The 25,020-nt window shown below is 63.5% G+C and carries 22 protein-coding genes; 5 read left to right on the top strand and 17 right to left on the bottom strand.

The window, feature by feature from the left end; translation table 11 throughout:
- Nucleotides 1-23: 23 nt before the first annotated feature.
- From CAG44_RS08705 to CAG44_RS08695, 3 genes are all read right to left on the bottom strand, one after another.
- Entirely contained in the window at nucleotides 24-791 is a 768-nt protein-coding gene (locus tag CAG44_RS08705) for a uroporphyrinogen-III synthase (protein ID WP_085691937.1), read from the bottom strand.
- On the bottom strand, nucleotides 788-1,729 hold the full coding sequence (hemC, locus tag CAG44_RS08700) for a hydroxymethylbilane synthase (protein ID WP_085691936.1): 942 nt from the start codon (nucleotides 1,727-1,729) through the stop codon (nucleotides 788-790). The genes CAG44_RS08705 and hemC overlap by 4 nt, the downstream gene beginning before the upstream one ends.
- Nucleotides 1,730-1,924: 195 nt before the next feature.
- Nucleotides 1,925-2,668: a LytTR family DNA-binding domain-containing protein gene (locus CAG44_RS08695; RefSeq protein ID WP_015268539.1), complete on the bottom strand. Its 744-nt coding sequence runs from the start codon at nucleotides 2,666-2,668 to the stop codon at nucleotides 1,925-1,927.
- A gap of 297 nt (nucleotides 2,669-2,965) precedes the next feature.
- Here CAG44_RS08695 and argH point away from each other — a divergent pair, with 297 nt between their 5' ends.
- Nucleotides 2,966-4,360, top strand: a complete 1,395-nt coding sequence (gene argH, locus CAG44_RS08690; protein ID WP_025337274.1) for an argininosuccinate lyase — start codon at nucleotides 2,966-2,968, stop codon at nucleotides 4,358-4,360.
- Between the two features lie 116 nt (nucleotides 4,361-4,476).
- On the opposite strand, the gene CAG44_RS08685 is transcribed toward argH, so the two are convergent.
- Nucleotides 4,477-5,139, bottom strand: a complete 663-nt coding sequence (locus CAG44_RS08685) for a glutathione S-transferase (RefSeq protein ID WP_025337273.1) — start codon at nucleotides 5,137-5,139, stop codon at nucleotides 4,477-4,479.
- Between the two features lie 147 nt (nucleotides 5,140-5,286).
- On the opposite strand from CAG44_RS08685, the gene CAG44_RS08680 reads away from it, so the two are divergent.
- Both CAG44_RS08680 and CAG44_RS08675 read left to right on the top strand, forming a co-directional pair.
- Nucleotides 5,287-5,589: a hypothetical protein gene (locus CAG44_RS08680; protein ID WP_085591763.1), complete on the top strand. Its 303-nt coding sequence runs from the start codon at nucleotides 5,287-5,289 to the stop codon at nucleotides 5,587-5,589.
- Between the two features lie 70 nt (nucleotides 5,590-5,659).
- A complete protein-coding gene (locus CAG44_RS08675; protein WP_015268535.1) occupies nucleotides 5,660-5,905 on the top strand; it encodes a TIGR02647 family protein in 246 nt (81 codons plus the stop codon).
- Nucleotides 5,906-6,038: 133 nt separating this feature from the next.
- Here the strand turns inward: CAG44_RS08675 and CAG44_RS08670 are convergent, their stop codons facing one another.
- On the bottom strand, nucleotides 6,039-7,982 hold the full coding sequence (locus CAG44_RS08670; protein ID WP_085691935.1) for an FTR1 family protein: 1,944 nt from the start codon (nucleotides 7,980-7,982) through the stop codon (nucleotides 6,039-6,041).
- 291 nt (nucleotides 7,983-8,273) lie between these two features.
- On the opposite strand from CAG44_RS08670, the gene CAG44_RS08665 reads away from it, so the two are divergent.
- Nucleotides 8,274-8,729, top strand: coding sequence for a transposase (locus CAG44_RS08665; RefSeq protein ID WP_085664204.1), 456 nt, complete (start codon nucleotides 8,274-8,276; stop codon nucleotides 8,727-8,729).
- 224 nt (nucleotides 8,730-8,953) lie between these two features.
- On the opposite strand, the gene CAG44_RS08660 is transcribed toward CAG44_RS08665, so the two are convergent.
- The 6 genes from CAG44_RS08660 to CAG44_RS08635 all read right to left on the bottom strand — a co-directional run bounded on the left by CAG44_RS08660 (nucleotide 8,954) and on the right by CAG44_RS08635 (nucleotide 15,014).
- Nucleotides 8,954-10,372 carry an efflux transporter outer membrane subunit gene (locus tag CAG44_RS08660; RefSeq protein WP_085591756.1) on the bottom strand — a complete coding sequence of 473 codons (1,419 nt, stop codon included), beginning with the start codon at nucleotides 10,370-10,372 and terminating at the stop codon, nucleotides 8,954-8,956.
- Complete coding sequence (locus tag CAG44_RS08655) at nucleotides 10,369-11,244, bottom strand: HlyD family secretion protein (protein ID WP_010951565.1); 876 nt, start codon at nucleotides 11,242-11,244, stop codon at nucleotides 10,369-10,371. Before CAG44_RS08655 ends, CAG44_RS08660 begins: the two co-directional genes overlap by 4 nt.
- The gene (locus CAG44_RS08650; RefSeq protein WP_003255905.1) at nucleotides 11,241-11,453 is read right to left on the bottom strand and encodes a DUF1656 domain-containing protein; all 213 of its coding nucleotides are present in this window, start codon (nucleotides 11,451-11,453) and stop codon (nucleotides 11,241-11,243) included. The genes CAG44_RS08655 and CAG44_RS08650 overlap by 4 nt, the downstream gene beginning before the upstream one ends.
- Nucleotides 11,450-13,537, bottom strand: a complete 2,088-nt coding sequence (locus CAG44_RS08645) for an FUSC family protein (protein WP_085691934.1) — start codon at nucleotides 13,535-13,537, stop codon at nucleotides 11,450-11,452. The genes CAG44_RS08650 and CAG44_RS08645 overlap by 4 nt, the downstream gene beginning before the upstream one ends.
- Nucleotides 13,534-13,986, bottom strand: a complete 453-nt coding sequence (locus tag CAG44_RS08640; protein ID WP_025337266.1) for a MarR family winged helix-turn-helix transcriptional regulator — start codon at nucleotides 13,984-13,986, stop codon at nucleotides 13,534-13,536. The genes CAG44_RS08645 and CAG44_RS08640 overlap by 4 nt, the downstream gene beginning before the upstream one ends.
- A 233-nt stretch (nucleotides 13,987-14,219) precedes the next feature.
- The gene (locus CAG44_RS08635) at nucleotides 14,220-15,014 is read right to left on the bottom strand and encodes a tetratricopeptide repeat protein (RefSeq protein ID WP_085691933.1); all 795 of its coding nucleotides are present in this window, start codon (nucleotides 15,012-15,014) and stop codon (nucleotides 14,220-14,222) included.
- Between the two features lie 207 nt (nucleotides 15,015-15,221).
- On the opposite strand from CAG44_RS08635, the gene CAG44_RS08630 reads away from it, so the two are divergent.
- A complete protein-coding gene (locus CAG44_RS08630) occupies nucleotides 15,222-15,782 on the top strand; it encodes a WYL domain-containing protein (RefSeq protein ID WP_025337264.1) in 561 nt (186 codons plus the stop codon).
- A 118-nt stretch (nucleotides 15,783-15,900) separates the two neighbouring features.
- On the opposite strand, the gene CAG44_RS08620 is transcribed toward CAG44_RS08630, so the two are convergent.
- The 6 genes from CAG44_RS08620 to CAG44_RS08595 form a co-directional block, all read right to left on the bottom strand.
- Nucleotides 15,901-16,764, bottom strand: coding sequence for an ABC transporter permease (locus tag CAG44_RS08620; protein ID WP_015268522.1), 864 nt, complete (start codon nucleotides 16,762-16,764; stop codon nucleotides 15,901-15,903).
- A 14-nt stretch (nucleotides 16,765-16,778) separates the two neighbouring features.
- Nucleotides 16,779-17,642 carry an ABC transporter ATP-binding protein gene (locus tag CAG44_RS08615; RefSeq protein ID WP_085591750.1) on the bottom strand — a complete coding sequence of 288 codons (864 nt, stop codon included), beginning with the start codon at nucleotides 17,640-17,642 and terminating at the stop codon, nucleotides 16,779-16,781.
- Nucleotides 17,643-17,648: 6 nt separating this feature from the next.
- Entirely contained in the window at nucleotides 17,649-18,668 is a 1,020-nt protein-coding gene (locus tag CAG44_RS08610; RefSeq protein ID WP_025337262.1) for an ABC transporter substrate-binding protein, read from the bottom strand.
- Between the two features lie 18 nt (nucleotides 18,669-18,686).
- Nucleotides 18,687-19,586, bottom strand: a complete 900-nt coding sequence (locus CAG44_RS08605; protein ID WP_085691932.1) for a TauD/TfdA family dioxygenase — start codon at nucleotides 19,584-19,586, stop codon at nucleotides 18,687-18,689.
- 199 nt (nucleotides 19,587-19,785) lie between these two features.
- Nucleotides 19,786-20,127 (bottom strand): hypothetical protein, encoded by a 342-nt coding sequence (locus CAG44_RS08600; protein WP_025337260.1) that lies wholly within the window; start codon nucleotides 20,125-20,127, stop codon nucleotides 19,786-19,788.
- A 305-nt stretch (nucleotides 20,128-20,432) separates the two neighbouring features.
- Nucleotides 20,433-25,020: immunoglobulin-like domain-containing protein (locus tag CAG44_RS08595; RefSeq protein ID WP_143493844.1), on the bottom strand; the 4,588-nt coding region annotated here is incomplete at its 5' end.

Here is a 25,020-nt window from a genome sequence, read left to right as displayed (position 1 = left end):
CGCATCGCGTTCAGCTTAGCGCCTTAAGAGGCAGGTGCAGCGCTGCGCTGCACGGCTGCCAGCAAGGCCGTGGCACTGGCGCCACGGCAATCCACAACCTGTTGGGCCCCGGCGGCCCTGGCCTGCTCGGCAACCCGAGGGCTGGGCACGAACAGCGGCAGACGCGCCAGCTGCGGCCAATCGGCGCCGGCCATCTGCTGCAAGTGTTCAAAACCCTGCCCACTGCTGACCACCAGCCCATTGAGGCGTTCCGCTTCGATGCGGCGCATCAGGGTACCTGGTGGGTAAGCCGGCAGGCAGCGACGATACAGTTCCAGATAATCGACACTAGCACCTTGCTCTGCAAGACGCTCTGCCAGCAGTTCGCGACCTCCGACGCCACGAACGATCAAGATCCGCGGTGCCGGCACGGCAACTGCCTGGCGCAGGGCTGGCAGCGCCAGCAACGCTTCGCTGTCATCGCCACGTGGGGGGAAGCTCACCGCCAGGCCCGCGCCCTGCAGCACGGCGGCGGTTGCCTCGCCCACAGTGAACCAGCCTTGCACGGGTGGCTGCAGGCCGGCATCGGCCAGTTGCTCAAGCAACAACCGGGCTGCCGGCTTGCTGACCACGATGATCGCCTGAAAGCCCTGCAGGCCTTCCAGCAACAGGCGTTGCTGGTTATCCATAGCGACGGGCTCGATTGCCAGCAGCGGCAGGCAGCTGCTGGCTACCCCCGCCGCTGCCAGGCTTTGCGCCAGTGCCGCACAGTCCTCGGCAGGCCGGGTCAGCAACAGGCGCCACGAACTCACGGGTGGCCGGCCTCGCCGTAGACTTCCTTGAGAATGGCCTCGGCGCCCTGCCCCAGCAGGTCCTCGGCCACCTGCACGCCCAGGGTTTCGGCGGCAGTACGTGGTGCGCGGGCATCGGCCACCAGCAGGGTACCGCCGCTGGGCTGGCCGACCAGGCCACGCAGCCACAGCTGGTCACCTTCCAGTACCGCATAGCAGGCAATCGGTACCTGGCAGCCGCCATTCAGGCGTTTGTTCAGGGCGCGCTCGGCCACCACCCGGTCGGCGGTATCGGCATGATGTAGCGGCGCCAGCAGCGCGTGGATTTGCTGGTCGGCGCTGCGGCATTCGATGCCCACCGCGCCCTGGCCGCCAGCCGGCAGGCTGTCATCGACGCTGATGGTGGAGGTGATGCGGTTTTCGAAGCCCAGGCGGATCAAGCCGGCGGCGGCGAGGATGATGGCGTCGTACTCACCGGCATCCAGCTTGGCCAGGCGGGTGTTGACGTTGCCGCGCAGGAAGCGGATCTGCAGGTCCGGGCGCCGCGCCAGCAACTGGGCCTGACGACGCAGGCTGGAGGTACCGACGATGCTGCCGGCAGGCAGCGCGTCAAGGCTGTCAAAGGTATTGGAAACGAAAGCATCGCGCGGGTCTTCGCGCTCGCAGATGCAATACAGGCCCAGGCCTTCGGGGAAGTCCATGGGCACGTCCTTCATCGAATGCACGGCGATGTCGGCTTCGTTGTCCAGCAGGGCGGTTTCCAGTTCCTTGACGAACAGGCCCTTGCCACCGATCTTTGCCAGCGGCGCGTCGAGCAGCTTGTCGCCACGGCTGACCATGGGCACCAGGGTCACCAGCAGACCGGGGTGGGCCTGCTCGAGGCGGGCCTTGACGTATTCGGCCTGCCACAGGGCCAAGGCACTTTTACGGGTGGCAATGCGGATTTCGCGAGTGGACATGGAACGCCCCGATCCAGAGAAATGCTGTCGATGATAACAGCATCGCCGGTATCGCTAGCAGATGTGGATCAGGATCCTGTGCTTACCTGTACCGCCCAATCGCCGGCAAGCCAGCTCCCACAGAAGCCCTGCAAGGCTCAAGGCTGACGCTATACCTGTGGGAGCTGGCTTGCCGGCGATTGGGCCGGTACAGGCTCAGAGGGTTTGCATCATCTTGCGCACACCGGCCACATGGCGCCGGCTGACGGTCAGGGCGTCACCGTCCAGGCCTTTCAGGTATAGCTGGAAATGCCCCAGCGGCGTGCGCTGCAGGCGTTCGATACGCTCACGGGCGACCAGCGCATTGCGGTGGATACGCACGAAGCGTTCGCCAAACTCGTCTTCCAGGGCCTTGAGCGGCTCGTCGAGCAGTACTTCCCCGGCCTCGTGGCGCAAGGTCACGTACTTGTGATCGGCAATGAAATAGATCACCTGGGGCAAAGGGATCAGCTCGATGCCTTTGCGCGTGCGGGCACTGATGTGGCTACGCGGGCCGCCGCCTTCATTGGCCGGCCTGGTGAGCGCTGCCAATTGGGCGCGGTTGGGCTTTTCAGCCTTGCGCAAGGCATCACGCAAGGCCTGGGCCTGGAAAGGTTTGGTCACATGGCTGAGGGTACTGTCCTTGAAAGCCTCGGCACCGTATTCATCGTCCCCGGTGCAAAACACCACCGCCGGCGGCGCCTCGCGCTCGCACAGGCGAGCAGCAACCTGCAGGCCGTCCAGGCCTGGCATGCCGATGTCCAGCAGGACCACATCGGGCTTGAGGCTTTCGATCAGCGCCAAGGCCTCCTCGCCGTTGGTGGCGCTAGGCTCCAGCACGGTGTAACCCTCCAGTTCGCCGAGCAGCCGGCTAAGGCGCTCACGGCCTTGGGGTTCGTCATCAACGATCAGGACATTCATAATTGCGCTGGATTCCTGAATGAGTCTCGCACAGGTATAGCGTAGACAGGTATGGTTCGAGCGACACTAAGGTCACGCTCTAGACCGGTGCGATGGCCAAAGATTCACTCGGCCGGCAGATTCACTGCCAGTCCTCTGTCCAACTGTAGACGGTCCGTGGAACACTGCCGTTCATTCCTGCAAATCCTTCTCTATCGTTTTCCGCGCATTTCTGTCGACCAGCGCCCTGCGGCGGCCAGCCCAAACCCTGCTATCATCGGCGCCACTTTTTCGTTCACGCCTGCAATGAGTGAATCCATGAGCACCGACAAGACCAATCAGTCCTGGGGCGGCCGCTTCAGTGAGCCCGTCGACGCCTTCGTCGCCCGTTTCACCGCCTCGGTCGATTTCGACAAGCGCCTGTACCGCCACGACATCATGGGTTCGATCGCCCATGCCACCATGCTGGCGCAGGTCGGCGTGCTCAGCGATGCCGAGCGCGACACCATCATCGATGGCCTGAAGACCATCCAGGGCGAGATCGAGGCTGGCACCTTCGACTGGCGTGTCGACCTCGAAGACGTGCACATGAACATCGAGGCACGCCTGACCGACCGTATCGGCATCACTGGCAAGAAGCTGCACACCGGCCGTAGCCGCAACGACCAGGTGGCCACCGACATTCGCCTTTGGCTGCGCGACGAAATCGACCTGATCCTGGCCGAAATCACCCGCCTGCAGCAGGGCCTGCTGGAGCAGGCCGAGCGTGAAGCCGAAACCATCATGCCCGGCTTCACCCACCTGCAGACGGCCCAGCCGGTCACCTTCGGCCACCACCTGCTGGCCTGGTTCGAAATGCTCAGCCGCGACTACGAGCGCCTGGTCGACTGCCGCAAGCGTGCCAACCGCATGCCCCTGGGCAGCGCCGCGCTGGCAGGCACCACCTACCCGATCGACCGTGAACTCACCTGCAAGCTGCTGGGCTTCGAAGCCGTGGCCGGCAATTCGCTGGACGGCGTGTCGGACCGCGACTTCGCCATCGAATTCTGCGCCGCCGCCAGCGTGGCGATGATGCACCTGTCGCGCTTTTCCGAAGAGCTGGTGCTGTGGACCAGCGCGCAGTTCCAGTTCATCGACCTGCCAGACCGCTTCTGCACCGGCAGCTCCATCATGCCGCAGAAAAAGAACCCGGACGTGCCGGAACTGGTACGTGGCAAGAGCGGCCGTGTGTTCGGCGCCCTGACCGGCCTGCTGACCCTGATGAAAGGCCAGCCGCTGGCCTACAACAAGGACAACCAGGAAGACAAGGAACCGCTGTTCGACGCCGCCGACACCCTGCGCGACTCGCTGCGTGCCTTTGCCGACATGATCCCGGCAATCAAGCCCAAGCACGCCATCATGCGTGAAGCGGCCCTGCGCGGTTTCTCCACTGCCACCGACCTGGCCGACTACCTGGTACGCCGTGGCCTGCCGTTCCGTGACTGCCACGAGATCGTGGGTCACGCGGTGAAGTATGGCGTGGACACCGGCAAGGACCTGGCCGAAATGAGCCTGGACGAACTGCGCCAGTTCAGCGACCAGATCGAGCAGGACGTGTTTGCCGTGCTGACCCTGGAAGGCTCGGTGAATGCCCGTAACCACATTGGTGGTACCGCACCGGCGCAGGTGCGTGCGGCCGTCGCCCGCGGCAAGGCGCTGCTGGCTTCGCGTTAAGGCCCATTGCGAGGGCTTCGCCCTCGTTCGCGGGCACGCCCGCTCCCACAGGTATAGCGTGGCTGTAACTGTGGGAGCTGGCTTGCCGGCGATGGGCTGCGAAGCAGCCCCAGCTTTTAGCGCTTGCCGCTGCGAATCATCTCCATGAAGGCCGGCATCGCCGCCTCCTTGTCCGCCACGATCCGCGCCATGTGCGGGTTGTCGCCCATCAGCTGCAGCAACGCCTTGGCCTGCGGGAAGTCCGCCAGGAAGTCGATGTTCAGCACCTTCTTGCCCACCGCGCAGGCCAGGTCGACCGAGAAGCAGAACATCAGGTCTGCCAGGGTCAGTTGCTCACCCGCCACATAGGGTGCGAAGCGGCCGTTGCGCTTGAGCGTGGCAAAACCGGCCAGCAGGTCGGCGCGGGCTTTTTCCTTTATCAGCGGCTCGACCTGCATACCAAAGAAAGACTCGGCATAGCAGGTACGCGCCGGCAGTTCGATGTACAGCTCGATTTCCTTGAGCAGCTCACGCACCTTGGCCTGCCCGAACGGGTCGGCCGGCAGCAGCGCCTTGCCGCCCTGGGTCTGCTCGATATAGTCGAGGATCACGCTGGTTTCGCTGAGGAAGCCGTGTTCGGTCTGCAGCACCGGCACCTTGCCTCGCGGGCTCACTTCCAGCGCCTGTGGCGCCTGGCCGCCATAGAAGGTGACTTCCTCGAAGGGCAGGCCTTTTTCCAGCAGGGCCAGCTTGACCATGTTGTAGTAGTTGCTGACCGAAAATCCATGAAGCTTGAGCATGAGGTAACAGCCTCCAGGCCGTAAGGGGTTGGCCCGGCTTTTATAGACCGTACGCCCGCCCCTGACCAGCGTCATGCGCCCCGTCAATGCCCGGGCATTGCCGCCACAGGCGTGGCACACTGTGCATCCCATCCTAGGAGTACCGCCATGAGCGAGCCCACCGACATCGACAATGACGACGACGAAGCCTTCGCCGAGGCAACGCTGACCCAGGCTATCGAGAACCAGATCGAAAGCGGCGACCCGGCGGCGGCGAAAGCCACGTTCAACAAGCTGACCCTGGTCGGTTACGAGCGCGAAGACATTCTCAACCTGATGGCCCATGTACTGGCCTTCGAAATTGACAACATGCTGGTGGAAGACCGCGAGTTCGACCGCGAGTGGTACGAGAATGCCCTGCGCGCGCTGCCGGAACTGCCGCCTGAGATGGATCAAGGCGAGGACGAATAACCCGGCTACACTCGAAGATCAGGCACCGTAGAACGGTGCCGTCATCCTTGTCTGGAAGTCAGGAGTCGCCATGCCTTTTACCCCCGATCTGATCGCTGAACTGGAAGTCCTTTCGCTGTTCAAGCACGACAGCAGCCAGGAAGGCATCAAGATTCACAAGAACGCTTCCCCCGCCCTGGTAGCCGCCGCGCAACGCCTGCATGAAAAGGGGCTGACCGATCAACCTGATGGCGGCTACCTGACCAGCCTGGGTCATGACGCTGTCGAAAGTGTCCAGTTGCTGCAGAACATTCTCAAGGCGCCACAGCCGGCCTGAACTGATAATGCCAGGGGCTGCCTTGCAGCCCATCGCCGGCAAGCCGGCTCCCACAGGTACTGCAAATGGCTTGAAGCCGATGCGGTCGGGGTGGGAGCTGGCTTGCCGGCGATGGGCCGCAGCGCGGCCCCAATCAGTTGGCCGCTGCCCTGCGCTTCTCCGCCAGGCGCGAGCGCCCGTACAGGAACACGATGGCCAGCAAGGCCAGCGCCTGCGCCGAAAGCGAGTAGGCGTCAGCGTGAATCCCCAGCCAGTCGAACTCGAAGAACGCCACCGGCCGTGTTCCAAGTACCCCGGCCTCTTGCAACGCCTTCACGCCATGCCCGGCGAACACCACCGACAAGGCACATAGCAGCGCGGCGTTGATGCTGAAGAACAGCGACAGCGGCAGCTTGGCCGAGCCACGCAGGATCACCCAGGCCAACCCCACCAGCAGCACCAGCGCCGTGGCACCACCCGCCAGCACCGCCTGGTGCCCGGCTGGGCCGGCCTGCAGCCACAGGGTTTCGTAGAACAGGATCACTTCGAACAGTTCGCGGTAAACCGAGAAGAACGCCAGCACGGCAAAACCGAAACGTCCACCACCACTGACCAGGCTGCTCTTGATGTAGTCCTGCCAGGCGGCGGCATGGCGGCGGTCGTGCATCCACACGCCAAGCCACAGCACCATCACCGCGGCGAAAAGCGCCGTGCAGCCTTCCAGCAGTTCGCGCTGGGCGCCACCGACGTCGATCACGTAGGCTGCCAACGCCCAGGTTGCGAAACCAGCCACCAGCGCCAGGCCCCAGCCGATGTTGACGCTGCGCACCGCCGACTGCTGGCCGGTATTGCGCAGGAAGGCCAGGATCGCCGCCAGCACCAGAATCGCCTCCAGGCCTTCGCGCAGCAGGATCAGCAAGCCGGATACAAAGCTCAGCGACCAGCTCAGGCCATCGCTGCCCAGCAGTTTGGAAGCCTGCTCGAGCTTGGCCTTGGCTTCGCTCAGGCGTTGCTCGGCCTGGGCCACGGGCAAGCCGTCCTGCAGCGACTGACGGTACGCCATCAGCGATTTTTCGGTGTCCTTGCGCGCCTGGGTGTCGATGTTGTCCAGCGAGCTTTCCACCAGCTCGAAGCCTTCCAGGTAGGCCGCCACTGACAGGTCATAGGCCTGGTCGTGATCACCTGCGCGGTAGGCCGCCAGGCTCTTGTCCAAGGTGCTCGCGGTGTATTCGAGCAATTGCGCAGGGCCACGCTTGACCTGCGGCGGCTGGGCGCGCTGGGCGCGGAACGCCTCCACGGCCGTGGCACCTTCGCTGGCGGCGACTTCGGCCGGGGTCTGGCGGGCCAGGTCGGCGATGTTCCAGGTCTTGTCGCCTTTGCCGGCTTCTGGCTTGGCGGTGAAGCTGGCGATGTAGGCAGCCACATCCCAACGCTGGCGGTCGTCCAGCTGGTCGGCAAACGAAGGCATCTCGGTGCCATCGATGCCCAGGGCCAGGGTGTTGTAGAGGTCGAACAGGCTCAACTGGTCGAGGCGCGAAACATCGCGCAGGTTGGCGGGTGCAGGCTCCAGGCCCACGCCGGCCGGGCCGTCGCCAGCGCCAGTGTCGCCGTGGCAGATCGAGCAGTTTTGCGCATACAGCGAAGCGCCGCGGGCTGGGTCCGGGGTAATCACTGGAGCCTGGCTGACCTCGTAGGCCACCGCCAGGCGTGCGCCCAGCTGGCGGGCCTGCCTGGCAACAGCCGGGCCGTCCTGGCGCTGGTCGATGGCCTGGCGCAGCGCCTGGACGCCCTGCTCCAGGGCTGCTTGTTCAGCATGCGCAGGCAGGCCTTTGACCAAGTCGGCCAATACCGCGCTGAACTCCTGCTGCTCGCGGTATTCACCATCGTCGATCACCTTGCCGCCTTGCACGGTGGGCGGGTAGTCGGCGCCAATGTAGTCCAGCAGGTGCAGGGCCTTGGTGGCCTCGGCGGGGGCTTCGGCCAACGCCAGGGTGCTGCACAGCGCCAGCACCGGGCCGAGCAATATAACCGGCAGCCAGGCAAGCAGACGGGAACGGGTTTTCATGGCCAGTCTCGAAGGGAATGCGAAAGAGAACATTGTTCACTTCCACTTTGCTTCGCTCAAGGGTGCCGGGCGGATTTCATGAAAAATCTTGCTACAAATCAGATGAAGAGGGGGGGATGCGCTGAACCTGTGGGAGATCCTGTCTTGTGTTGCCTGCCCACAGGTATTGCACATGGCTTGAGGGAGATGCGGTCGAGGTGGGAGCTGGCTTGCCGGCGATAAAGGTTGCGCCGATGTCACTGGAAACACCGGGTACCAATTGATTGGTTATTCGCAGATCCATAGCCACTAGCCTGAGGAGCAAACCATCAGGAGACAGGGAACATGGATCGTCCCCACTCAGACCAGTTACGGCTTGGCCGTTTTTCGGAAACCAGTCGATTGTATCTGCTTACCAGCACAACCCTCGACAGGGCCCCAATATTCAATGACTTTCACTCGGCCCGCTTGCTGGTTGCCGAGTTGCGCCAGGCTGAAGAGGAAGGTGCCGTCAGATCGCTGGCCTGGGTGGTGATGCCAGATCATTTTCATTGGCTGGTCGAGCTTGGACCGGGCAGCCTGAAGCGCTTGATGCGCAGGGTGAAATCTCGCAGCACCATGATGATCAACAGGTATCAAGGGCGAAGCGGCCAGCTCTGGCAGAAGGGATTTCATGACCGGGCATTGCGCCGGGAGGAGGATGTGCAGGCAATGGCGCGGTACATCGTCATGAATCCGAAGCGGGCAGGATTGGTCGCGAGGGTTGGGGATTATCCGCATTGGGATGCAATTTGGCTTTGATGGGGCTTTGCCTGTCAGGGCCCTATCGCCGGCAAGCCAGCTCCCACAGGGTACTCATCAGGCCTGTGGCAGGCGCTGACCTGCCTGGGCCTCATCGCCGGCAAGCCAGCTCCCACATGGTCCGGACCAACTTCAAGGCATGCACAAGCCGGCTATCACAGGTGAACCACAGGTCTCAAAGGCGGTGGAGTACCTGTGGGAGCTGGCTTGCCGGCGATTGGGCCTCAAGGCTTGGCGGTGTCCTTCCACCCCCCACCCAACGCCAGGAACACTCCAATCTGCCCCTGAGCCACTTGGCTATTGGCCGCTGCCAGCTGCGCGCGCATGTCGGTATAGGTGCGCGTCGCCTGCAGGTCGGCCAGGAACGACTCACGCCCAGCCTGGTAATAGCGGTGCGTCTGGTCCGCCGCTTCCTTGGCCGACTTCTCCGCCTCGGCCAGCGCGTCACGCCGGTCCAGCAGGGCGCTGTACTGCGCCAGGCGGGTCTGGGTCTCGCGAATGGCGTTCAGCACTACCCCATCAAAATTCGCCAGGGCTGCCTGGGTCGAGGCTTCGGCCATGCGAATGCGGGCGCGGGTGCCATTGGTGGGGATGGTCCAGCTGATCTGCGGGCCGAAGCCCCAGCGGTTGGTCGCCGGCTCGCCAAGGTTCTCGAGGATACCGATGGTGCCAACCTGGGCGCCGATGCTGATGTCGGGGTACAGGGCGCCGGTGGCCACGCCGATGTAGGCAGTGGCAGCGGCCAGCTGCCGTTCGGCCTGGCGCACGTCTGGACGGCGCTTGAGCAACGCCGCGCCATCGCCCACCGGGACCAGCTGGTTAAGGTGCGGCAGCTCGGCACAATCGGCAGTGCCGGCAGGCAGCTGGTCGACCGGTTTTGCCAACAAGGCAGCCAGGGTATAGATGCCCGTCTCGCGCTCCGCCTTGAAGCGTGGCAGTTCGGCGCGCAAGGATTTGAACTGGGTCTGCGAGCGGGTGACCTGGGTTTCGTCGCCACGCCCGGCATCACGCAGGCGCTGGTTGAGCTTCACGCTCTGCTCCTGCAGATCGAGCGACTCGCGGGCAATGTGGTATTCCTCGTTGGCCGAGCACACTTGGGTGTAGGCCTTGACCACATCCGCCACCAAGGTGATGCGGGCGGTATCGGCGGCGGCCTGCACTGCGTCGGCATTGGCCTTGGCCGCCTCGGTGCCACGCTTGAAAGTACCCCACAGGTCGAACTGGTACGAAGCACTGATGATGGCTTCGCCGATGTTGGCCACCGGCACTTTCTCTGGCAGCAGGAAGGCCTCGCCCGATTCCTGCAGGCGCTGGGCGCCAAGTTTGACGCCGCCGTTGAAGCCACCTTGCGACTCAGCCACTTCGACCTGGGCGCGCGCCTTGGCAATGTTGGCGGCAGCCACGCGCAGGTCGGTGTTGGCACTCAGGGCCTGGCGCACCAGCTCGTTCAGCCGTTGATCCTGATACAGCTGCCACCAGTCCTCAGGCACCGGTGCCGATACCACGCTGTCGGCATCCTGGCGCAGCGGGCCGTTGAGGTCGCTGCGTTGCACCGCCGCGTCCTTCGGCACCTCATAGTCGGGGCCGACCATCATGCAGGCCCCCAACGACAGGCACAGCCCCGCCAGGATCAGCTGTTTCATGGGCGCTGGCCCTCGATGATCGACACCGTGGCGGTTCGCCCGGCAATCATGCGGAAGTCTTGCGGCACTTCATCAAAGGCGATGCGCACCGGAATACGCTGGGCCAGGCGCACCCAGCTGAATGCGGGGTTGACGTTGGGCAACAGGTTGGCGCCACTGCTGCGGTCACGGTCTTCGATGCCGGCGGCGAAGCTTTGCACATGGCCACGCAGGCGGGTGTTGTCGCCCATGACGCGAATGTCCACGGCATCGCCGATGTGGATACCGCCAAGCTTGGTTTCCTCGAAGTAGCCATCGACGTGGTACGAGGCGCTGTCGACCACCGACAGCACCGGGCGGCCGGCGGTGACGAATTCGTGATTACGCGGTGCTCGGTCGTTCAGGTAACCGTCCACCGGGCTGCGCACCACCGAGCGGTCGAGGTTGAGCTGGGCGGTATCGACGGCCACCTGCGCTTCGCTGACGGCGGAACGGGCACGGGCCTCGCGGGACTGGCTTTCTTCCAGCTGTTCGGCGGCCACCAGGTTGCCCAGCTTGCGGTTGCGCTGCGCTTCGCGGGAGGCCTGGGCCAGGGTTTCCTGGCGCTCACCCAAGGTCGCCTTGGCCTGGCGCAGGGCCAGGGTGAAGCGGTCCTGGTCGATGGTAAACAGCACATCGCCGCGCTTGACGGTCTGGTTGTCACGCACCTCGACCTTCTGGATCAACCCGGACACGTCCGGGGCAATCTGGATCACGTCGGCGCGGATGTGGCCGTCGCGGGTCCAGGGGGCGAACATGTAGTACACCACCATCTGCCACACGAGCACGGCGGCGAAGGTCACTACCAGCAAGGTCAGGACCACACGGCCCAGGGTCAGCAAAGGTTTTTTCATGGCAGCATCAGGTTTCGGCAAAAGTGGTCCACCGCACCAAGCAGCACGGCATACAGAGCAACGTTGAACAACGCCCGGTGCCAGACCAGGCGGTAGAAATGCAGGCGCACCAGCACCGCGTGCACCCCGAGGAACAGCAGGTAGGTGCCAAACATCATCACCAGCAGCGTGGGCAGGAATACCCCGCTGATATCCAGTTCACCAATCACAGGGGCGCTCCGTCGAGGCCGGGGGGCAGTTGCGGTTGTTCGGCTGGCTCGAGCATCACCTCCACGCCCGGCAGCAGCGCCAGGCGCAGGCCGCTCAGCGCGTGCAGCAGGTGGGTACGGGCATCGCCGCGCTCGTACAGTTCATCCAGGTTCAGCGCCAGGCGCGCGCGCTCCATGTTGCGCAGCAGCGCGGCCGGGGCGTGCAGGCGCTCGCCGGCGCGCAGGCAGGCGGCGTAGTGCGCGCCGACTTCCTCGACTACCGTGTTCAGGCGCTCGCGAGCCTGCTGCCCGGCACGCGGCATATAGGCCAGCAGGTCGAGCAGGTTCAACCCCACGCGCAGGTCGCGCAGTGCCACGCCGCTGTCCTGCCCGGTTTGCGACAAGCGCGGCAGGTGCTGCATCAGGCGGTCGAGCATCTGCACACCGACCTGGCGGTGCTCGGCCAGGGTGGCCGGCTCGGTCATTTCGACGATGTCGCGCCAGGCGAAGCGGGTCATGCGCTTGGCTGCCAGCTCCACGCCGAACGGGCGCATCACCAAGGTCCAGATGAAGGCGAACAGCAGCCCCACGGGACCGGCCAGGTTGGAATTGAGGAAGGTGAAGAAGTCAGCATCGTAGGCACCCTGGATGCTGATGAAGGTCGAGGTGTTGACGATGGTCAGCAAGGTACCCAGGTAGAAGCGCGGCTGCACGGTCAGGGTGCCAACGCAGATGAATGGCACGGCGAAGGCCAGCACCAGCATCGGGAAGTCGTGCAGGTTGGGCAGCACCAGGAACAGGTACAGGCTGGAGAAGATGACCGACATCAGCGTCCAGAAGAAGAACCTGTAGATCTGCGGCGCCGGGTCGTCCATGGCGGCGAAGAAGCTGCACGACACGGCGGCGAGGATCACTGCGCTGGCGCCATCGTTCCAGCCCAGGCCGATCCACAGGCCGCAGGCGACAACGATCGCCAGCACGGTTGAGGCCACCGAATACAGCATCAGGCCACGGTCGAAGAACGCCGTCAGGCGGCCCAGGCGCCAGTGGCGGTACACCGCGCGCCAGGGTTTGGAATCGTCGCTGCGCAGGGCATGTTGCAGGCTGCAGCAGTCCTGCCACAGGTCGGCCCATTCGGTCAGGCGATACAGGGCGTTGGACAGTAGCAGTTCGGCGCGCTGGTCGAGGGCAGCGGCGCCGGGCTGCAGGCGTTCGATCTGTTCGTGCAGGGCGGTCCAGCGGGCGACGGAGGCGCTGTCGACGGTGCCCTTGAGCCATTCGCGGGCGGCATCGAGCAACGGTTGCAACTGGGCGAACTGTGCCGGGGCGCGGCCTTCGAGGGCGACCAGAGCGTCGTCGAGGGCATCGATCACGGGCAGCAGATGGATCATGCGCCCGCGCAACTCGCGGGCATTCTTCAGGGTGTGCGGACCAGCGCCTTCATGGCCGAGCTGGCCGATCATCAGCTCCAGCGAGTTGAAGGTGGCAACCATCGCCCCGCGCATGCCGCCAACCTGGTCTGCACTGGCCTGGCGGGCCAGGTAGGTGTCGCTGTAGCGGATCGCTTCGGCGAACCAGCTACCAGTGGCACCGACTACAACCGGCGCCAGCCGGCGTGGCCAGAAGATCGCCCCGACCACCGCCGCGCAGACGATCCCCAGGCAGATTTCCTGGGCGCGGGAAGACGCCACGTCGAACACAGCAAGCGGGTTGTCGACCACCGCCAGGGCAATCATCGGCAAGGTGTAGCCGGCCAGCATCAGCACGTAGTTGTTGGCGGTGCGCAGGTTCAGCGAAAGGAACAGCAAGGTGCCGGTCCACAGGGCGATGGCGATGCTCAGCAGCAACGGCGACTGCACCAGCGGTGGTACCAGGAAAATCGCCCCGCCGGCACCGAGCAGCGTGCCCACGGCACGGTACAGGGCCTTGGAGCTGGTGGGGCCAAGGAACGGGCTGGAGACGATGTACACCGTGGCCATGGCCCAATAGGGGCGCGGCAACTGCATGAGCAGGGCGATGTACAGGGCGATCATGGAGGCGGCAAAGGTACGCACGCCATAGAACCAGTCGCGGGCTGGGGGCACCGAGCTGAAGAAACCGTTCATGCTGCCCCGCCTGTGTTGCCCAGGCCGGCGGCTTCGAAGGCACGCAGCACGCGCAAGGCGGCTTCCAGGTCGGCCTGGTCGATGCCATGGAGCACCTCGCGGCGCAGGCGCACCAGCTCGGCTTCGATGGACTCGGCCAGGGTGCGGCCTTCGGCGGTCAGGCTCAGGGCCTTGGCGCGGCGGTCCAACGGGTCCTCGCTGCGGCATACCAGGCCAGCCTTGCACAGCTGGTCGAGCAGGCGCACCAGCGACGGGCTTTCCAGGCCGGCGGCCTGGGCCACGGCCACCTGATGCACGCCGTCACCCAGGCGCACGATCATCAGCAACGGCGCGGCGCAGGCCTCGGAAATGCCGTAACCGGTCAGGGCGGTATGGCAGATGCGCCGCCAATGGCGGGCGGCAACCACCATGCCACTGCTGACTTGCAGGCGCAGGAGATCAAGGGACATGACAGGAACCAAGGATATTCATAGTTTGCTAACTATCAATATACGCCTGTGCCTCCCCCTGTCGTCAACCGGGGGTGACGGATAGCCTGGGTGAAATGTTGTTCATGCTTTTGTCTTACTGGCCCTTTCGCGGGCTTGCCCGCTCCCACAGGGACCTCACAGGACCTGAAATTTGTGCAATTCCTGTGGGAGCGGGCGAGCCCGCGAAAGGGCCCGGACAAGCAGCAGCAAATTCAGGGCTGTATCTGGTCTTCCAGCTTCATGGTCAAGGCCAATGTACTGCCCATCTGCACCGCCCGGTCACGCCACTCCTGGTAGCGGCCCTCGTCACGGCTGCTGAAGTGCACCGCCAGCTCTTCGGCCGCCTGTACCACCCCCGCAGCAGCTGCCAGCTCCAGCCAGTACAGCGCGGCCTTGAGATCAGCCTCCACGTACAGCCCATGCATCAGCCGGTAGCCCACCTCGAAACGGCAGCGTGCCTCGCCCTGCTCGGCCCCGCGCAGGAACCACTGGTAGGCCTGCACCAGGTCGACCTGCCACTTCAGGCCGCCATCACACACCTCTTCCTCGTACAGGTCACCCAGCGCGGCAGCGGCATGCAGCATGCCCCGCTCGAAAGCCTGCCGGTAGCACTCCGCCGCCTGCATGTAAGAGGGCTCGATGCCTTTGCCGAAGTAATGTTGCTGCCCAAGGTTGAACCATGCCGCGGCATTGCCTTGCAGGGCCGCCATGCGCAACAGGTGGCCGGCCAACACGGTGTCAGCACGCCAGTATTTGCCGTTGAGCCAGATCCAGCCAAGGTCGTTGAGCGCCGCCACGCTGCCTTGCAAGGCCTGGCGGCGCAGGTCGACGTACACCGCCTGCAAGTCGCTGGCTTCGTCCAGGCGGCTGACCAGCAGCGAGCGCTGGCTGGGCAACCCTATCCCGGCAAACAGTCGCTGTCGCCTCCCGACAGCGGCCGGTGGGGCAATGACCCGCTCGGGCAAAAGGCGGGCAAGCAGCGAATGGATATTGCTGGCAGCAGACATGTTCATCCTCATTGAACGACACACAACCCCAACCTTCGGCTGTGATGAGGCGTGATTCTGCGTGACGTAACGTCAAAACCTGTCGCGAACGATTCGGCGCCAGGCAACCAAATGCGACTTCCTTGATCTGAGCAGGCTGTGGCCAATTGCCATGACCCACGCCTGCCGCCATCCTATTGCGGCAAGCCTAGACAAGGACGTTATCTTTTGCCGTTCGCCACAACTCGCGCCACCCTCAGCCGACAGTGGGCGCTGCTGCGCCAGTTGCCCAGCCGCTCCCCAGGCATTACCAGCGCCGAATTGGTCTGGCGCCTGCGTGACGTGGGCTTCACTGTCAGCAAACGCACTGTCGAGCGTGATCTCAATGAGCTGTCGCTGATATTTCCGCTGGAGCGCAATGACAAGAGCATCCCGTTTGGCTGGCATTGGTCGGCGAGCGCAGTGGGCGACTTGCGCGGCAATTTCGACTTGTTGACGCACCTGCGCGGTGATGCGCTGCAACCGGCTCGGGGTGAGGGGGTGGAGTTGGTGGCGCGGATCAGCGATACGCTGGCGCGGCAGTTGCGGGTTGCGCCGTTGAGTAGCGACATGCAGCTGACGGCCTTGGAGCACGGGCATCGGTTGCAGGCCACGGTGAGTGACGGCTGGCCACTGCGCTGGTGGCTGTTGAGCCATGGCGATGGGGTGGTGGTGGAACAGCCGGGCGGCTTGCGGGAGGAGATTGGCAAGATCCTGAGCAATGCGGCGGCGCAGTACCAGAATTTTTAGCCTGTGCTGGCCTCTTCGCGGGCTTGCCCGCTCCCACAGGTACTCTACAGATTCTGAAGTGTGTGGTTTTCCTGTGGGAGCGGGCAAGCCCGCGAAGAGGCCGGCACAGGCATACCAGTTAGCGCTGCATCCCCCAACGCCGCACCGTCAGCCGCTCGAGGGTATTGAACACCAGCCCTTCCACCAGCAAGCCGATCAGGATCACCACCGCCAACCCGGCAAACACCTTGTCGGTGTACAGCTCGTTGCGGTTCTGGAAGATGTACCAGCCCAACCCGCCTTTGCCACTGCTGGCCCCGAACACCAGCTCGGCAGCGATCAGTGTACGCCAGGCGAACGCCCAGCCGATCTTCAGCCCCGAGAGGATTGATGGCAGCGCCGCCGGGACAAGGATATGCAGCACCAGCCGCAGCCCCTTCAGGCCGTAATTGCGCCCGGCCATGCGCAGGGTTTCCGACACGCCGAGAAAACCCGCATAGGTATTCAGCGCCAGCGCCCAGAGCACCGAGTGCACCAGCACGAAGATCAGGCTGTTGTCGCCCAGCCCGAACCACAGCAAAGCCAGCGGCAACAGGGCAATCGCCGGCAACGGGTTGAACATCGAGGTCAGGGTGCCCAGCAGATCGCGCCCAAGCTGGGTCGACACCGCCAAGCTGGTGAGGCCGAAGGCCAGGATGATCCCCAGCAGGTAACCCTTGAGCAGAATCACCAGCGACACGCCAACCTTGGCCGGCAACTCACCGCTGACCATGCCGTCCCACAGCGCCGTGGCCGTCTGCAGGAAGGTTGGTAGCAGCAGATCGTTGCCCTGGTAGCGGGCAATGGCCTCCCACAGCACGGCGATCACCAGCAGGATGACCGCCTTGCGCAACCAGCCGTGCTGCCACAGGCGCTGAGCCAACGGCAGGTTGCGCTCCACAGGCACACTGAGCAAAGGCTCCAGCTGCACCTCGTATTCCTGGCGTACAGGTGTAGTGGTCATGGCTGAAGCTCCTGTCAGTAGGCGATACGGATATCGTTGAAACCAAGATCGTCGGGCTGTTCGGGGGCATCCGCCTCATCGAACAGCAAACGATGGATGCGCCGGGCACTGGCCTGGAAGTCGCTACCACCCAGGCTGCCCAAGTCGTACTGGTGGCTGTGCACTTCGGCTCGCACCCGCCCCGGGTGGGGCGACAGCAGCAGGATGCGGTTGCCAACCACCAGAGCCTCTTCGATGGAGTGGGTAACGAACAGCAGGGTAAAACGCACCTCCTCCCACAGCAGCAGCAGTTCTTCCTGCATCTTGCGCCGGGTCAGCGCATCAAGTGCCGCGAACGGTTCGTCCATCAGCAGGATCTTCGGCTGCGTGGCCAAGGCCCGGGCAATCGCCACGCGCGCTTTCATACCGCCCGACAGGGTGTGTGGGTAGGCATCGGCGAAGGCGGCCAGGCCGACTTTTTCCAGATAGTGCAGCGCCCGCTCCTCGGCCTCGGCGCGTTTCAGCTGGCCCGACACCAGCAGAGGGAACATGACGTTCTGTTTCACCGTCTTCCATGGCGGCAGCTGGTCGAACTCCTGGAACACCACGATGCGGTCGGGGCCTGGGCCGCTGACTGGCTGACCTTGCAGCAGAATCTGCCCTTCCTGGGGCGAGATGAACCCGGCCACGGCCTTGAGCAAGGTGGACTTGCCGCAGCCGGAGGGGCCGAGCAGCACGAAGCGGTCGGCACGGTCGACTTCGAAGCTGACCTGGTGGGTGGCCCGCACCACGCGTTGCGCGGTGCGGTATTCGAGGCTGAGGTTGTCCACCTTGAGCAAAGGCGGCGTTGCGACACGGCTCAGGTTGCTGGCCGTGTGGCCTGGCAATGGGGCGGTCATGATCGGTCAGCTCCCCTGCAGCGGGCGTTCATCCTGGAAGAAGTAGTCCTTCCACGATTCCGGCTTGTGCTTGATGGCGCCTACTCGATAGAGGAAGTCGGCCAGCTTGTAGGTGTTCTTTGGCGTGACGGTGAATTCGTACTGCGGGTTGTCGATCAGCTTGATCAACGTGTCGCGGTCGATCTTGGCCTTGGTCACGCGGATGTAGGTGTCGGCGGCGGCCGCCTTGTCCTTCTGGGCGAAGTCAGCGGCTTCGGCCAGCGCATCGACGAAGGCCTTGTAGGTCTTGGGGTTGTCCTTGCGGAATTTCTCGGTGGCGAACAGCAAGGTCGGCGAGTTGGGGCCGAGCAGGTCGTAGCTGTTGAGCACCACATGCACGTTCTTGTTGGCCAGCACCTGGTCCTGGAACGGCGGGTTGGAGAAGTGCCCGTTGAGTTCGGTGCCGCCGGCCAGCAGCGCGGCAGTGGCATCCGGGTGCGGCACGGCCAGGGTGTACTTGTCGAGGCGGTTGTATTCCTTGTCGCCCCATTGCTGGGCGGCGGCGTATTGCAGGAAGCGCGACTGCACCGAAACGCCTACCGCCGGCACGGCGATGCGGTCCTTGTCGGAGAGGTCGGCAATGGTCTTCACGTTGGGGTTGCTGCTGACCAGGTAGTACGGGAAGTTGCCCAGCGAGGCCACGGCCTTGACGTTCTGTCGGCCCTTGGTACGGTCCCACACGGTCAACAGTGGACCGACGCCGGCACCGGCGATGTCCACCGAACCGGACAGCAGTGCGTCGTTGATGGCCGAACCACCCGACAGCTGGGCCCAATCGACTTCGATGTCGATGCCCTGCTCCTTGCCATGTTTTTCGATCAGATGCTGGTCACGCACTACGTTCAGCAGCAGGTAGACAATACCGAACTGTTCGGCGATGCGAATCTTGCCTTCTGCTTGCGCCGCGGCGGGGGCCGCCAGGCTGCCTACGACCAGGCTTGCGCCCAGGCCGATGCTTGCCGCCAGGCGGCTGATGGATTTGCGCATGATGGGTTTCCTCAGTCGTCAGAACGGGGCATCGCCCTGGATGGTGGTGCGGTAAAGCTTGCGCCGCAGGTGTGCGGGGCAGCCGGTGGCCAGGTGGATCAGCGAGCGGTTGTCCCAGAACACCAGGTCGTGGGGCTGCCACTGGTGGCGGTAGATGTTCTGCTCCAGCACGCTCAGGGCATACAGCTGTTGCAGCACGTCGCGGCTTTCGTCACTTGGCAGGCCGACGATGCGGGTGGTGAAACCTTCGCTGACGAACAGCGCCTTGCGGCCGTTTTCCGGGTGGGTACGGACCACCGGGTGGATGACTTCCTGTACCTGCGCCAGTTGCTCGGCGGTCAGGGTCGGGCGCCAGTTGCCTTCGAATTTGGTCTCGGCGTAACGGGCGGTGTAGGAGTGCGCAGCATCACGGCCCTCGATGACCTTGCGCAGGGCCGCGGGTACGGCGTCCCAGGCCTTGTGCATGTCGGCGAACAGGGTATCGCCGCCCTCGTCGGGCAGTTCCTGGGCATGCAGCATGGAGCCGAGGCTGGGCAGCTCCTTGTACGACAGGTCCGAGTGCCAGAACTTGCCGGCATCACCCAGGCCGATGTTCTGGCCGTTTTCGACGATGTTGGAAACGATCAGGATCTCGGGGTGGCCGGCGAGCAGGAACTGCTTGAGCACATGGATCTGCAATGGGCCGAAGCGGCGGCTGAAGGCGATCTGCTGGTCGGGGCTGATGCGCTGGTCGCGGAACACCAGCACATGGTGGTCGAGGTGGGCGCGATGGATACGGGCGAAATCCTCGGCGTTGACCGGTTTGGCCAGGTCCAGGCCGATGATCTCGGCGCCCACGGCACCGGAGAACGGGCGGATTTCGAAGCGTTGCGGCTGGGCGCTGTCGATGATCGACAAGGCGTTCGAGGCGGCTGACATTTTTCACTCCCACGCAGTGCGCGACTTCAATGGCGCGCAACGATCAGAAACGCACGGGGATTTCCCGTGTGGGTTCAAGTCGTGCGGCGCATCGATTGGTCGACGGGTACGCAGTGGAAGTGACTATAAAGTCATAAGAGCTTTATTTTAAATACCGTTAAAGAATAACCATAGCACTGCTGCCAGGGGTGCTACGCAATCAGATCAAGCCGCCCTGCTCTTCTTCATCGATGAGGTTGTTCAGGCTGCTGAGCGCCTTGCGCGCTGTAGAACGGTTGAGCAGCTTGGCCTGCGCACCGGGGGGCAGGTCGGTGATCTTGAACACACCCTTGGCGGTCAGTACATCGATCAGGTCCTCGAGCACGCGGATCATGTCGAGGTCGCTTTGCTTGAGCTGGTTTAGGCTGTTTTCCACCACGTCATGGGCAAACCATTCCTGGATATCGGCATGGTCGGCGGGGAGCATTTCGGTGAACTCGTCAAAAGCGGCTGCTTCTACCCGCAGCAACTGGCCAGCGGCATCGCGTTGCACGTAGAACATGGCGGTGTCCCTCGTCACATTGGTTCCTTGGTGGTAGACAGCAGCATAGGCAAAGATCACCAGGCACGCCGGCCCGGCGCCAGAGTATGCGCTGTCATGGAGTTGCGGGAAAGGCCCAGGCACGCGCCCTGTAGGAGCGGCCTTGTGTCGCGATAGGGCCGCAAAGCGGCCCCACGGTTTCGGCAACAATGCCGGAGACCTGGGGGCTGCTCTGCAGCCCATCGCGACACAAGGCCGCTCCTACAGGGACAGCGCCAGCCTGAAGCCGGTGATGGCGATGGGCTGCAGGGCAGCCCATTGGCGCATCAGCTGTCCTTGTTGTGGACGATGATGGTCGGGTCAGCACCGCTGATCAACGAGTTGATCGTGGTGTTGGACCAGTTCACCCCTTCCAGCTTGATGGTCACATCGGCGTTGGCGATACCACCGGCGGCATTGAGCTTGCCTTCGCTGCTGACCTGCAGCGTCGTCGTGCCTTCCACCGTGGTGAGCTTCAGGTAGTTGTCGATGGTGCTGCCCTTCTCGCCCTGGAGCAGGTCCTTCAGGTCGATGCGGTCGCCTTCGGCCACCTTGAAGTCCTTGATCACGTCATTGCCGGTATCGCCAGCCTTCCATACGAAGGTGTCGGCACCGCTGCCACCGGTCATGGTGTCATCGCCCTTGCCGCCAAGCAGGATGTCATTGCCTTCACCACCGAGCAAAGTGTCCTTGCCCAGGCCACCGATCAGGATGTCATTGCCCTTGCCACCGTCGAGGGTGTCGTCGCCGCCCTGGCCGAACAGGAGGTCATTGCCCGCACCACCGTTGAGAATGTCATTGCCATCGTTGCTGCGCGAGACATCGAATTCGCTGACGTGCTCGACGATGTACTTGTGCAGCACGCGACCGTCGACATCACCCAGGGCCACACCCAGCTGGCCTGCGACATAGCCCTGTATGGCTTCGACACCGTTGCCGGCGACCGAACCGAAGCTCACCAGGTCACCGAAGATGATGTCGTTGCCATCACCACCGTTGACGGTGTCATTGCCCGGCACGGTGGCTTCGGTGTGGCCCAGGATCGCTTCCGCCAGTTTGCTCGGGTCGATGTTGGTCTGCGGCTTGCTATCGGTGTCGTAGGGCTTCAGGTCGTTGACATTGACCGCGCTGTTCAGGCCGATGGCTTCCACGCCAGACAGGTTGGACAGCAACAGGAAGCTTTGTTGCGAGTTGTAGTCCACATAGTAGTAACCGCTTTCAGCGTAGGAGAACTCAAAGGTGCCATCACCTTGGGCATGCAGCTGTCCAGACGCACCACTGTCGTTGGTCCAGCCCTTTTTGCCCCAGTACTCGGCGGTCATGTTGCCTTTGGCATCGATGCTGAAGCGGTTGTCGCTGCCCACCATCTTGTTGGTGACCACGTCGCCCAACTTGTAGCTGATCGACTTGAGCACGGAATCCACCGTGGTGCCGATGTTCTTGAAGGTGCCCTCACGTTCGCCAGCCTGGTACACGTTCGGCTGGCCGTCGGTAATGAAGAACGTCTGGCGGCTGCCGGTGTTGCCCGCGTCCATCAATTGCTTGAACCAGTTGGCGGTGGTCTTGAAGGCATCCTCGTAGTTGGTCGAGCCGCTGGAATAGAGCGTATTGAGCGCAGTGTAGAGCGTGCTCAACGCGTTCTTGTCGCCCAGGTTGACCGAAACCGTACTGTTCACCTGGGTGGAGAAGTCCACCAGCAGGATGTTCACTGTACCGGACTGCGCGCCCTTGACGCTGTTGGCCAGCGTATCGAACACCGACTTCAGCGAGTTGCGCGCGGCATCGACCGCGCTGCCCATGCTGCCTGAGGTATCGACGATGAACGCAATGTTGTAGTCCTGACCCGGCGTCACATGCAGGCCACTGATGTCGGCAACGATGATGTCGCTGGTGGCGGTGCCGGTGAAACTGTCGCTGTCGGTGGTCAGGTTGTTGGCGGTGTAGGTGTCCGGATAGACAGTTACCTTGATCGTGCCTTCGGTGGAGGCTTTGCTGCCGCCCACGCTCTCGGTGGCGGTCGAGGTGACCTTCACATCGAAACTGCCCTGGTAGTACGCCGGCGGTTTGATGCTCAGGCCGTTGAGGCTCCAGCCGGTGACGTCAACCGAAGTGGCGCCGACGGTTACGGTATGACCGGCGCCATCGCTGACCACCGAACCTGCCGGAATGCCGTCCAGCTTGACGCTCAGGCTCTCGGAGCCGTCGGTGTCGGTCAGGTTGGTGGAGATGCCAACCAGCTTGACGGTGCCGTTCTCCGGCCCTTCGTTGAGCTTGTAGCCGTCGTAGTAGCCCTGCCCGTCACTGCCATGGAAATCGGACACGGAAAGCCCGGCGTTACCCATCGCCGCAACGTTCGGGTACATCGGGATGGCCGAGCTGCTCAGGTCGGTCACCGGGCCGTTGCCGACCTTGACGTTGATATCCAGGCTACCCGGGCCGGACTGGTTGGCGTGGTAGATCTCCAGGGTGTAGTAGCCGCTGACAGGCGGCGAGAAGCTACCGGAGATCGTACCGCCCGCCCCCCAGGTGGCGCCGACCACGCTGGTTTTGCCGATGTAGACCTGCAGGCTGTCATCGGCGGTGCCGCTGAAGGTGTAGGTCTGGCCGGCTTCCAGGTAGATCAGGCCGGAGGTCTTGGAGCCAGTGCCGGCGGCAACGCTACCGCCCGAATCGGCGCTGGTAACCTGCTCGGTCTTGCTGGCACTGCCAGAGTTGGCGAACACGTTCTTCAGCGCAGTACCGCTGATGCCGTTGCCGTTGGTGCCCAGGCCCGTGAGGCTGTTCCAGGTTTCCTTGGTCAGGCCAAGCGAATCGGGGGTGTTGCTGCCGATGTTCAGGCCAGGCTTGTCGGCTACAGGTGCAATATCGACCTTCAGCGTGGCCTCGCCACCAGCAGCGGTACCGTCGGTAGGCTTGTACTTGATCTGGGCATAGTCGGCCTGCTTGTTGCCGACGCCCGTTCCGCCATATCCGTCGATACCCGACTCGTTGGGTTTCGGCACGAACCGCAGGTTGCCGGCAGCGATGTCGGCCTGGCTGACGGTCTGGTTCTGGGCGACGTTGACCCAGGCGGTGCCGTTGAAGAGCTGCAGGGAACCCGCTGGCAGCTGGGTGAAGGTCACACCCAGGCTCGACAGGGGGCTGTCGACGTCGGAAATGTTGAAGTCGTTCCAGGTCAGCACCAGCGGCGTGTCTTCGACGCCAGTGACGGCGCCGCCGGTGGCAACCGGTGCGTCGTTGACTGCGATCACATTCACCGTGGTCGTGGCGGTGTTCGAGGTATTAACGCCGTCGGTCACCGTCACGGTAATGATGCGAGGCGTGGTGCTCGGGTTCTCGCTGCTGTTGATGAAGGTGATGTTCTTGATCGCCTGGATATAGTCGGCCAGCGATGCAGCGCCGCTCAGGGTCAGGACTACCTTGCCGTCGGTGCTGTTGGCGTTGATCGAGATGCCGTTGACACTGTTGCCCAGGTTCAGCGCGTCACCCGGCTGGCGGTTGGTCAGGGTGACCGTCGCGCCAGTCAGCTTCGAGCTGTCGAAGTCGGTGATGGTGACGTCCACATCGCCGATCGACACACCACTGCCTGGCTGGTTCTCGGTGAAGGTGGTCTGGTAGTCGGCACCGGTCTTGCCGCTGGAGTCGTTGCCATCCAGGTCCAGAACCGGGGCTGGCTCGAAGATCTGGGTGGTCACGCTGCCGGCGCTGGAGCTGATGTCGAGCTTCTCGAAGTTGCCGCCAGTGGCCGAATCGATCTTGACGGTGAAATGCTCGGTGCCCTCGGTGAAGTTGTCCTTGAGGGTCGGGATGGTGAACGTTGCCTGCGTGCTGTTGGCCTTGATCACCACGGTGGCCACGCCGGTGTAGTCCGTGCCATCGGCCGCGGTGCCGGTGTAGGTCAGTTTGACGGTGACGTCGCTCTCGGCCTTGTTGGTCAGGTTCAGGACGTACGTGGCATCGCCACCTTCGGCGACCGCGGAGGTGCCGCTGATGCTGAGGGTGGTGGTCTGGATGGTATCCGTTACCGCAGTGACCGCCGCCGTATCGCTGACATTCAGTTTCTCGAAGTTGCCACCGCTGGTTTCGGTGATCTTCGCCGAAACGTTGCCTGCATCGATATAGACGTCATCGGTAGGCGCCGGAACGGTAACGCTACCGGAGAGCTTGCCCGCTTCGATGCTGATGACGGCGCCGTTGCTTAGCTTGATGGTCATGTCGGTGCCGGCCTTGTTGGTCAAGGTGGCGGTGTAGGTGATCTGGCCACCTTCCTGGACGGTAGGAGTGGCAGTCAGGGTCAGCCCGGTGTTATCGAGGGTGTCGGTGACTTTGGTCACAGCTGCAGAGTTGCTGATGTTCAGCTTCTCGAAGTCGCCACCGGTGGTGCCGGTGACAGTCACGCTCAGGTCTTCGGCATCGAGGTACACGTCGTCGCTCGGCGCATCGATGGTGATCGAGGCTTCTTTCGAGCCCGCAGCGATGGTGATGCTTTCACCGTTGCTCAGCTTGATCACCAAGTCGGTACCGGCCTTGTTGGTCAAGGTAGCGGTGTAGGTGATCTTGCCACCTTCGGCCACGGTGTCCGTTGCGGTCAGGGTGAGCGTGGTGATGTCCGGAGTGGCCGGATTGTCAGTGACAGTGGTCACCGGCTCGCCTACGGCCACGGCCTTCTCGTAATTGCCGCCCGAGATATTGGTGATCTTGTTGGTGAGATCCGGGTTGGTGCTGTGGACGTTGTCTGGTGCAGTGAACGGCACCGATGCCGACGACTCGCCCACTGGAATGGTGATGGTCTGGCCGTTGGCCAACTTCACCACCAGGTCCGAACCGGTGACCTTGTGGTTGACCGAAGCGGTATAAGTCACCACGCCACCTTCA

Origin of the sequence: Pseudomonas sp. B13(2017) (assembly GCF_002113245.1) — a bacterium.
Lineage (GTDB): Bacteria > Pseudomonadota > Gammaproteobacteria > Pseudomonadales > Pseudomonadaceae > Aquipseudomonas > Aquipseudomonas putida_Z.
The sequence above is the reverse complement of the archived record's forward strand: the minus strand, read 5'-3'. Positions and strand labels throughout refer to the sequence as shown.

Excerpts from the sequence above, each read along its gene's own strand:
- CAG44_RS08655 (WP_010951565.1), bottom strand. The coding sequence starts at position 11,244 with ATGAAAAAACCTTTGCTGACCCTGGGCCGTGTGGTCCTGACCTTGCTG.
- CAG44_RS08605 (WP_085691932.1), bottom strand. The coding sequence starts at position 19,586 with ATGTCAGCCGCCTCGAACGCCTTGTCGATCATCGACAGCGCCCAGCCG.
- argH (WP_025337274.1), top strand. The coding sequence starts at position 2,966 with ATGAGCACCGACAAGACCAATCAGTCCTGGGGCGGCCGCTTCAGTGAG.
- CAG44_RS08615 (WP_085591750.1), bottom strand. The coding sequence starts at position 17,642 with ATGACCGCCCCATTGCCAGGCCACACGGCCAGCAACCTGAGCCGTGTC.
- CAG44_RS08685 (WP_025337273.1), bottom strand. The coding sequence starts at position 5,139 with ATGCTCAAGCTTCATGGATTTTCGGTCAGCAACTACTACAACATGGTC.
- CAG44_RS08675 (WP_015268535.1), top strand. The coding sequence starts at position 5,660 with ATGCCTTTTACCCCCGATCTGATCGCTGAACTGGAAGTCCTTTCGCTG.
- CAG44_RS08680 (WP_085591763.1), top strand. The coding sequence starts at position 5,287 with ATGAGCGAGCCCACCGACATCGACAATGACGACGACGAAGCCTTCGCC.
- hemC (WP_085691936.1), bottom strand. The coding sequence starts at position 1,729 with ATGTCCACTCGCGAAATCCGCATTGCCACCCGTAAAAGTGCCTTGGCC.
- CAG44_RS08610 (WP_025337262.1), bottom strand. The coding sequence starts at position 18,668 with ATGCGCAAATCCATCAGCCGCCTGGCGGCAAGCATCGGCCTGGGCGCA.
- CAG44_RS08635 (WP_085691933.1), bottom strand. The coding sequence starts at position 15,014 with ATGTCTGCTGCCAGCAATATCCATTCGCTGCTTGCCCGCCTTTTGCCC.
- CAG44_RS08665 (WP_085664204.1), top strand. The coding sequence starts at position 8,274 with ATGGATCGTCCCCACTCAGACCAGTTACGGCTTGGCCGTTTTTCGGAA.
- CAG44_RS08640 (WP_025337266.1), bottom strand. The coding sequence starts at position 13,986 with ATGTCCCTTGATCTCCTGCGCCTGCAAGTCAGCAGTGGCATGGTGGTT.
- CAG44_RS08645 (WP_085691934.1), bottom strand. The coding sequence starts at position 13,537 with ATGAACGGTTTCTTCAGCTCGGTGCCCCCAGCCCGCGACTGGTTCTAT.
- CAG44_RS08670 (WP_085691935.1), bottom strand. The coding sequence starts at position 7,982 with ATGTTCTCTTTCGCATTCCCTTCGAGACTGGCCATGAAAACCCGTTCC.
- CAG44_RS08695 (WP_015268539.1), bottom strand. The coding sequence starts at position 2,668 with ATGAATGTCCTGATCGTTGATGACGAACCCCAAGGCCGTGAGCGCCTT.
- CAG44_RS08600 (WP_025337260.1), bottom strand. The coding sequence starts at position 20,127 with ATGTTCTACGTGCAACGCGATGCCGCTGGCCAGTTGCTGCGGGTAGAA.
- CAG44_RS08660 (WP_085591756.1), bottom strand. The coding sequence starts at position 10,372 with ATGAAACAGCTGATCCTGGCGGGGCTGTGCCTGTCGTTGGGGGCCTGC.
- CAG44_RS08620 (WP_015268522.1), bottom strand. The coding sequence starts at position 16,764 with ATGACCACTACACCTGTACGCCAGGAATACGAGGTGCAGCTGGAGCCT.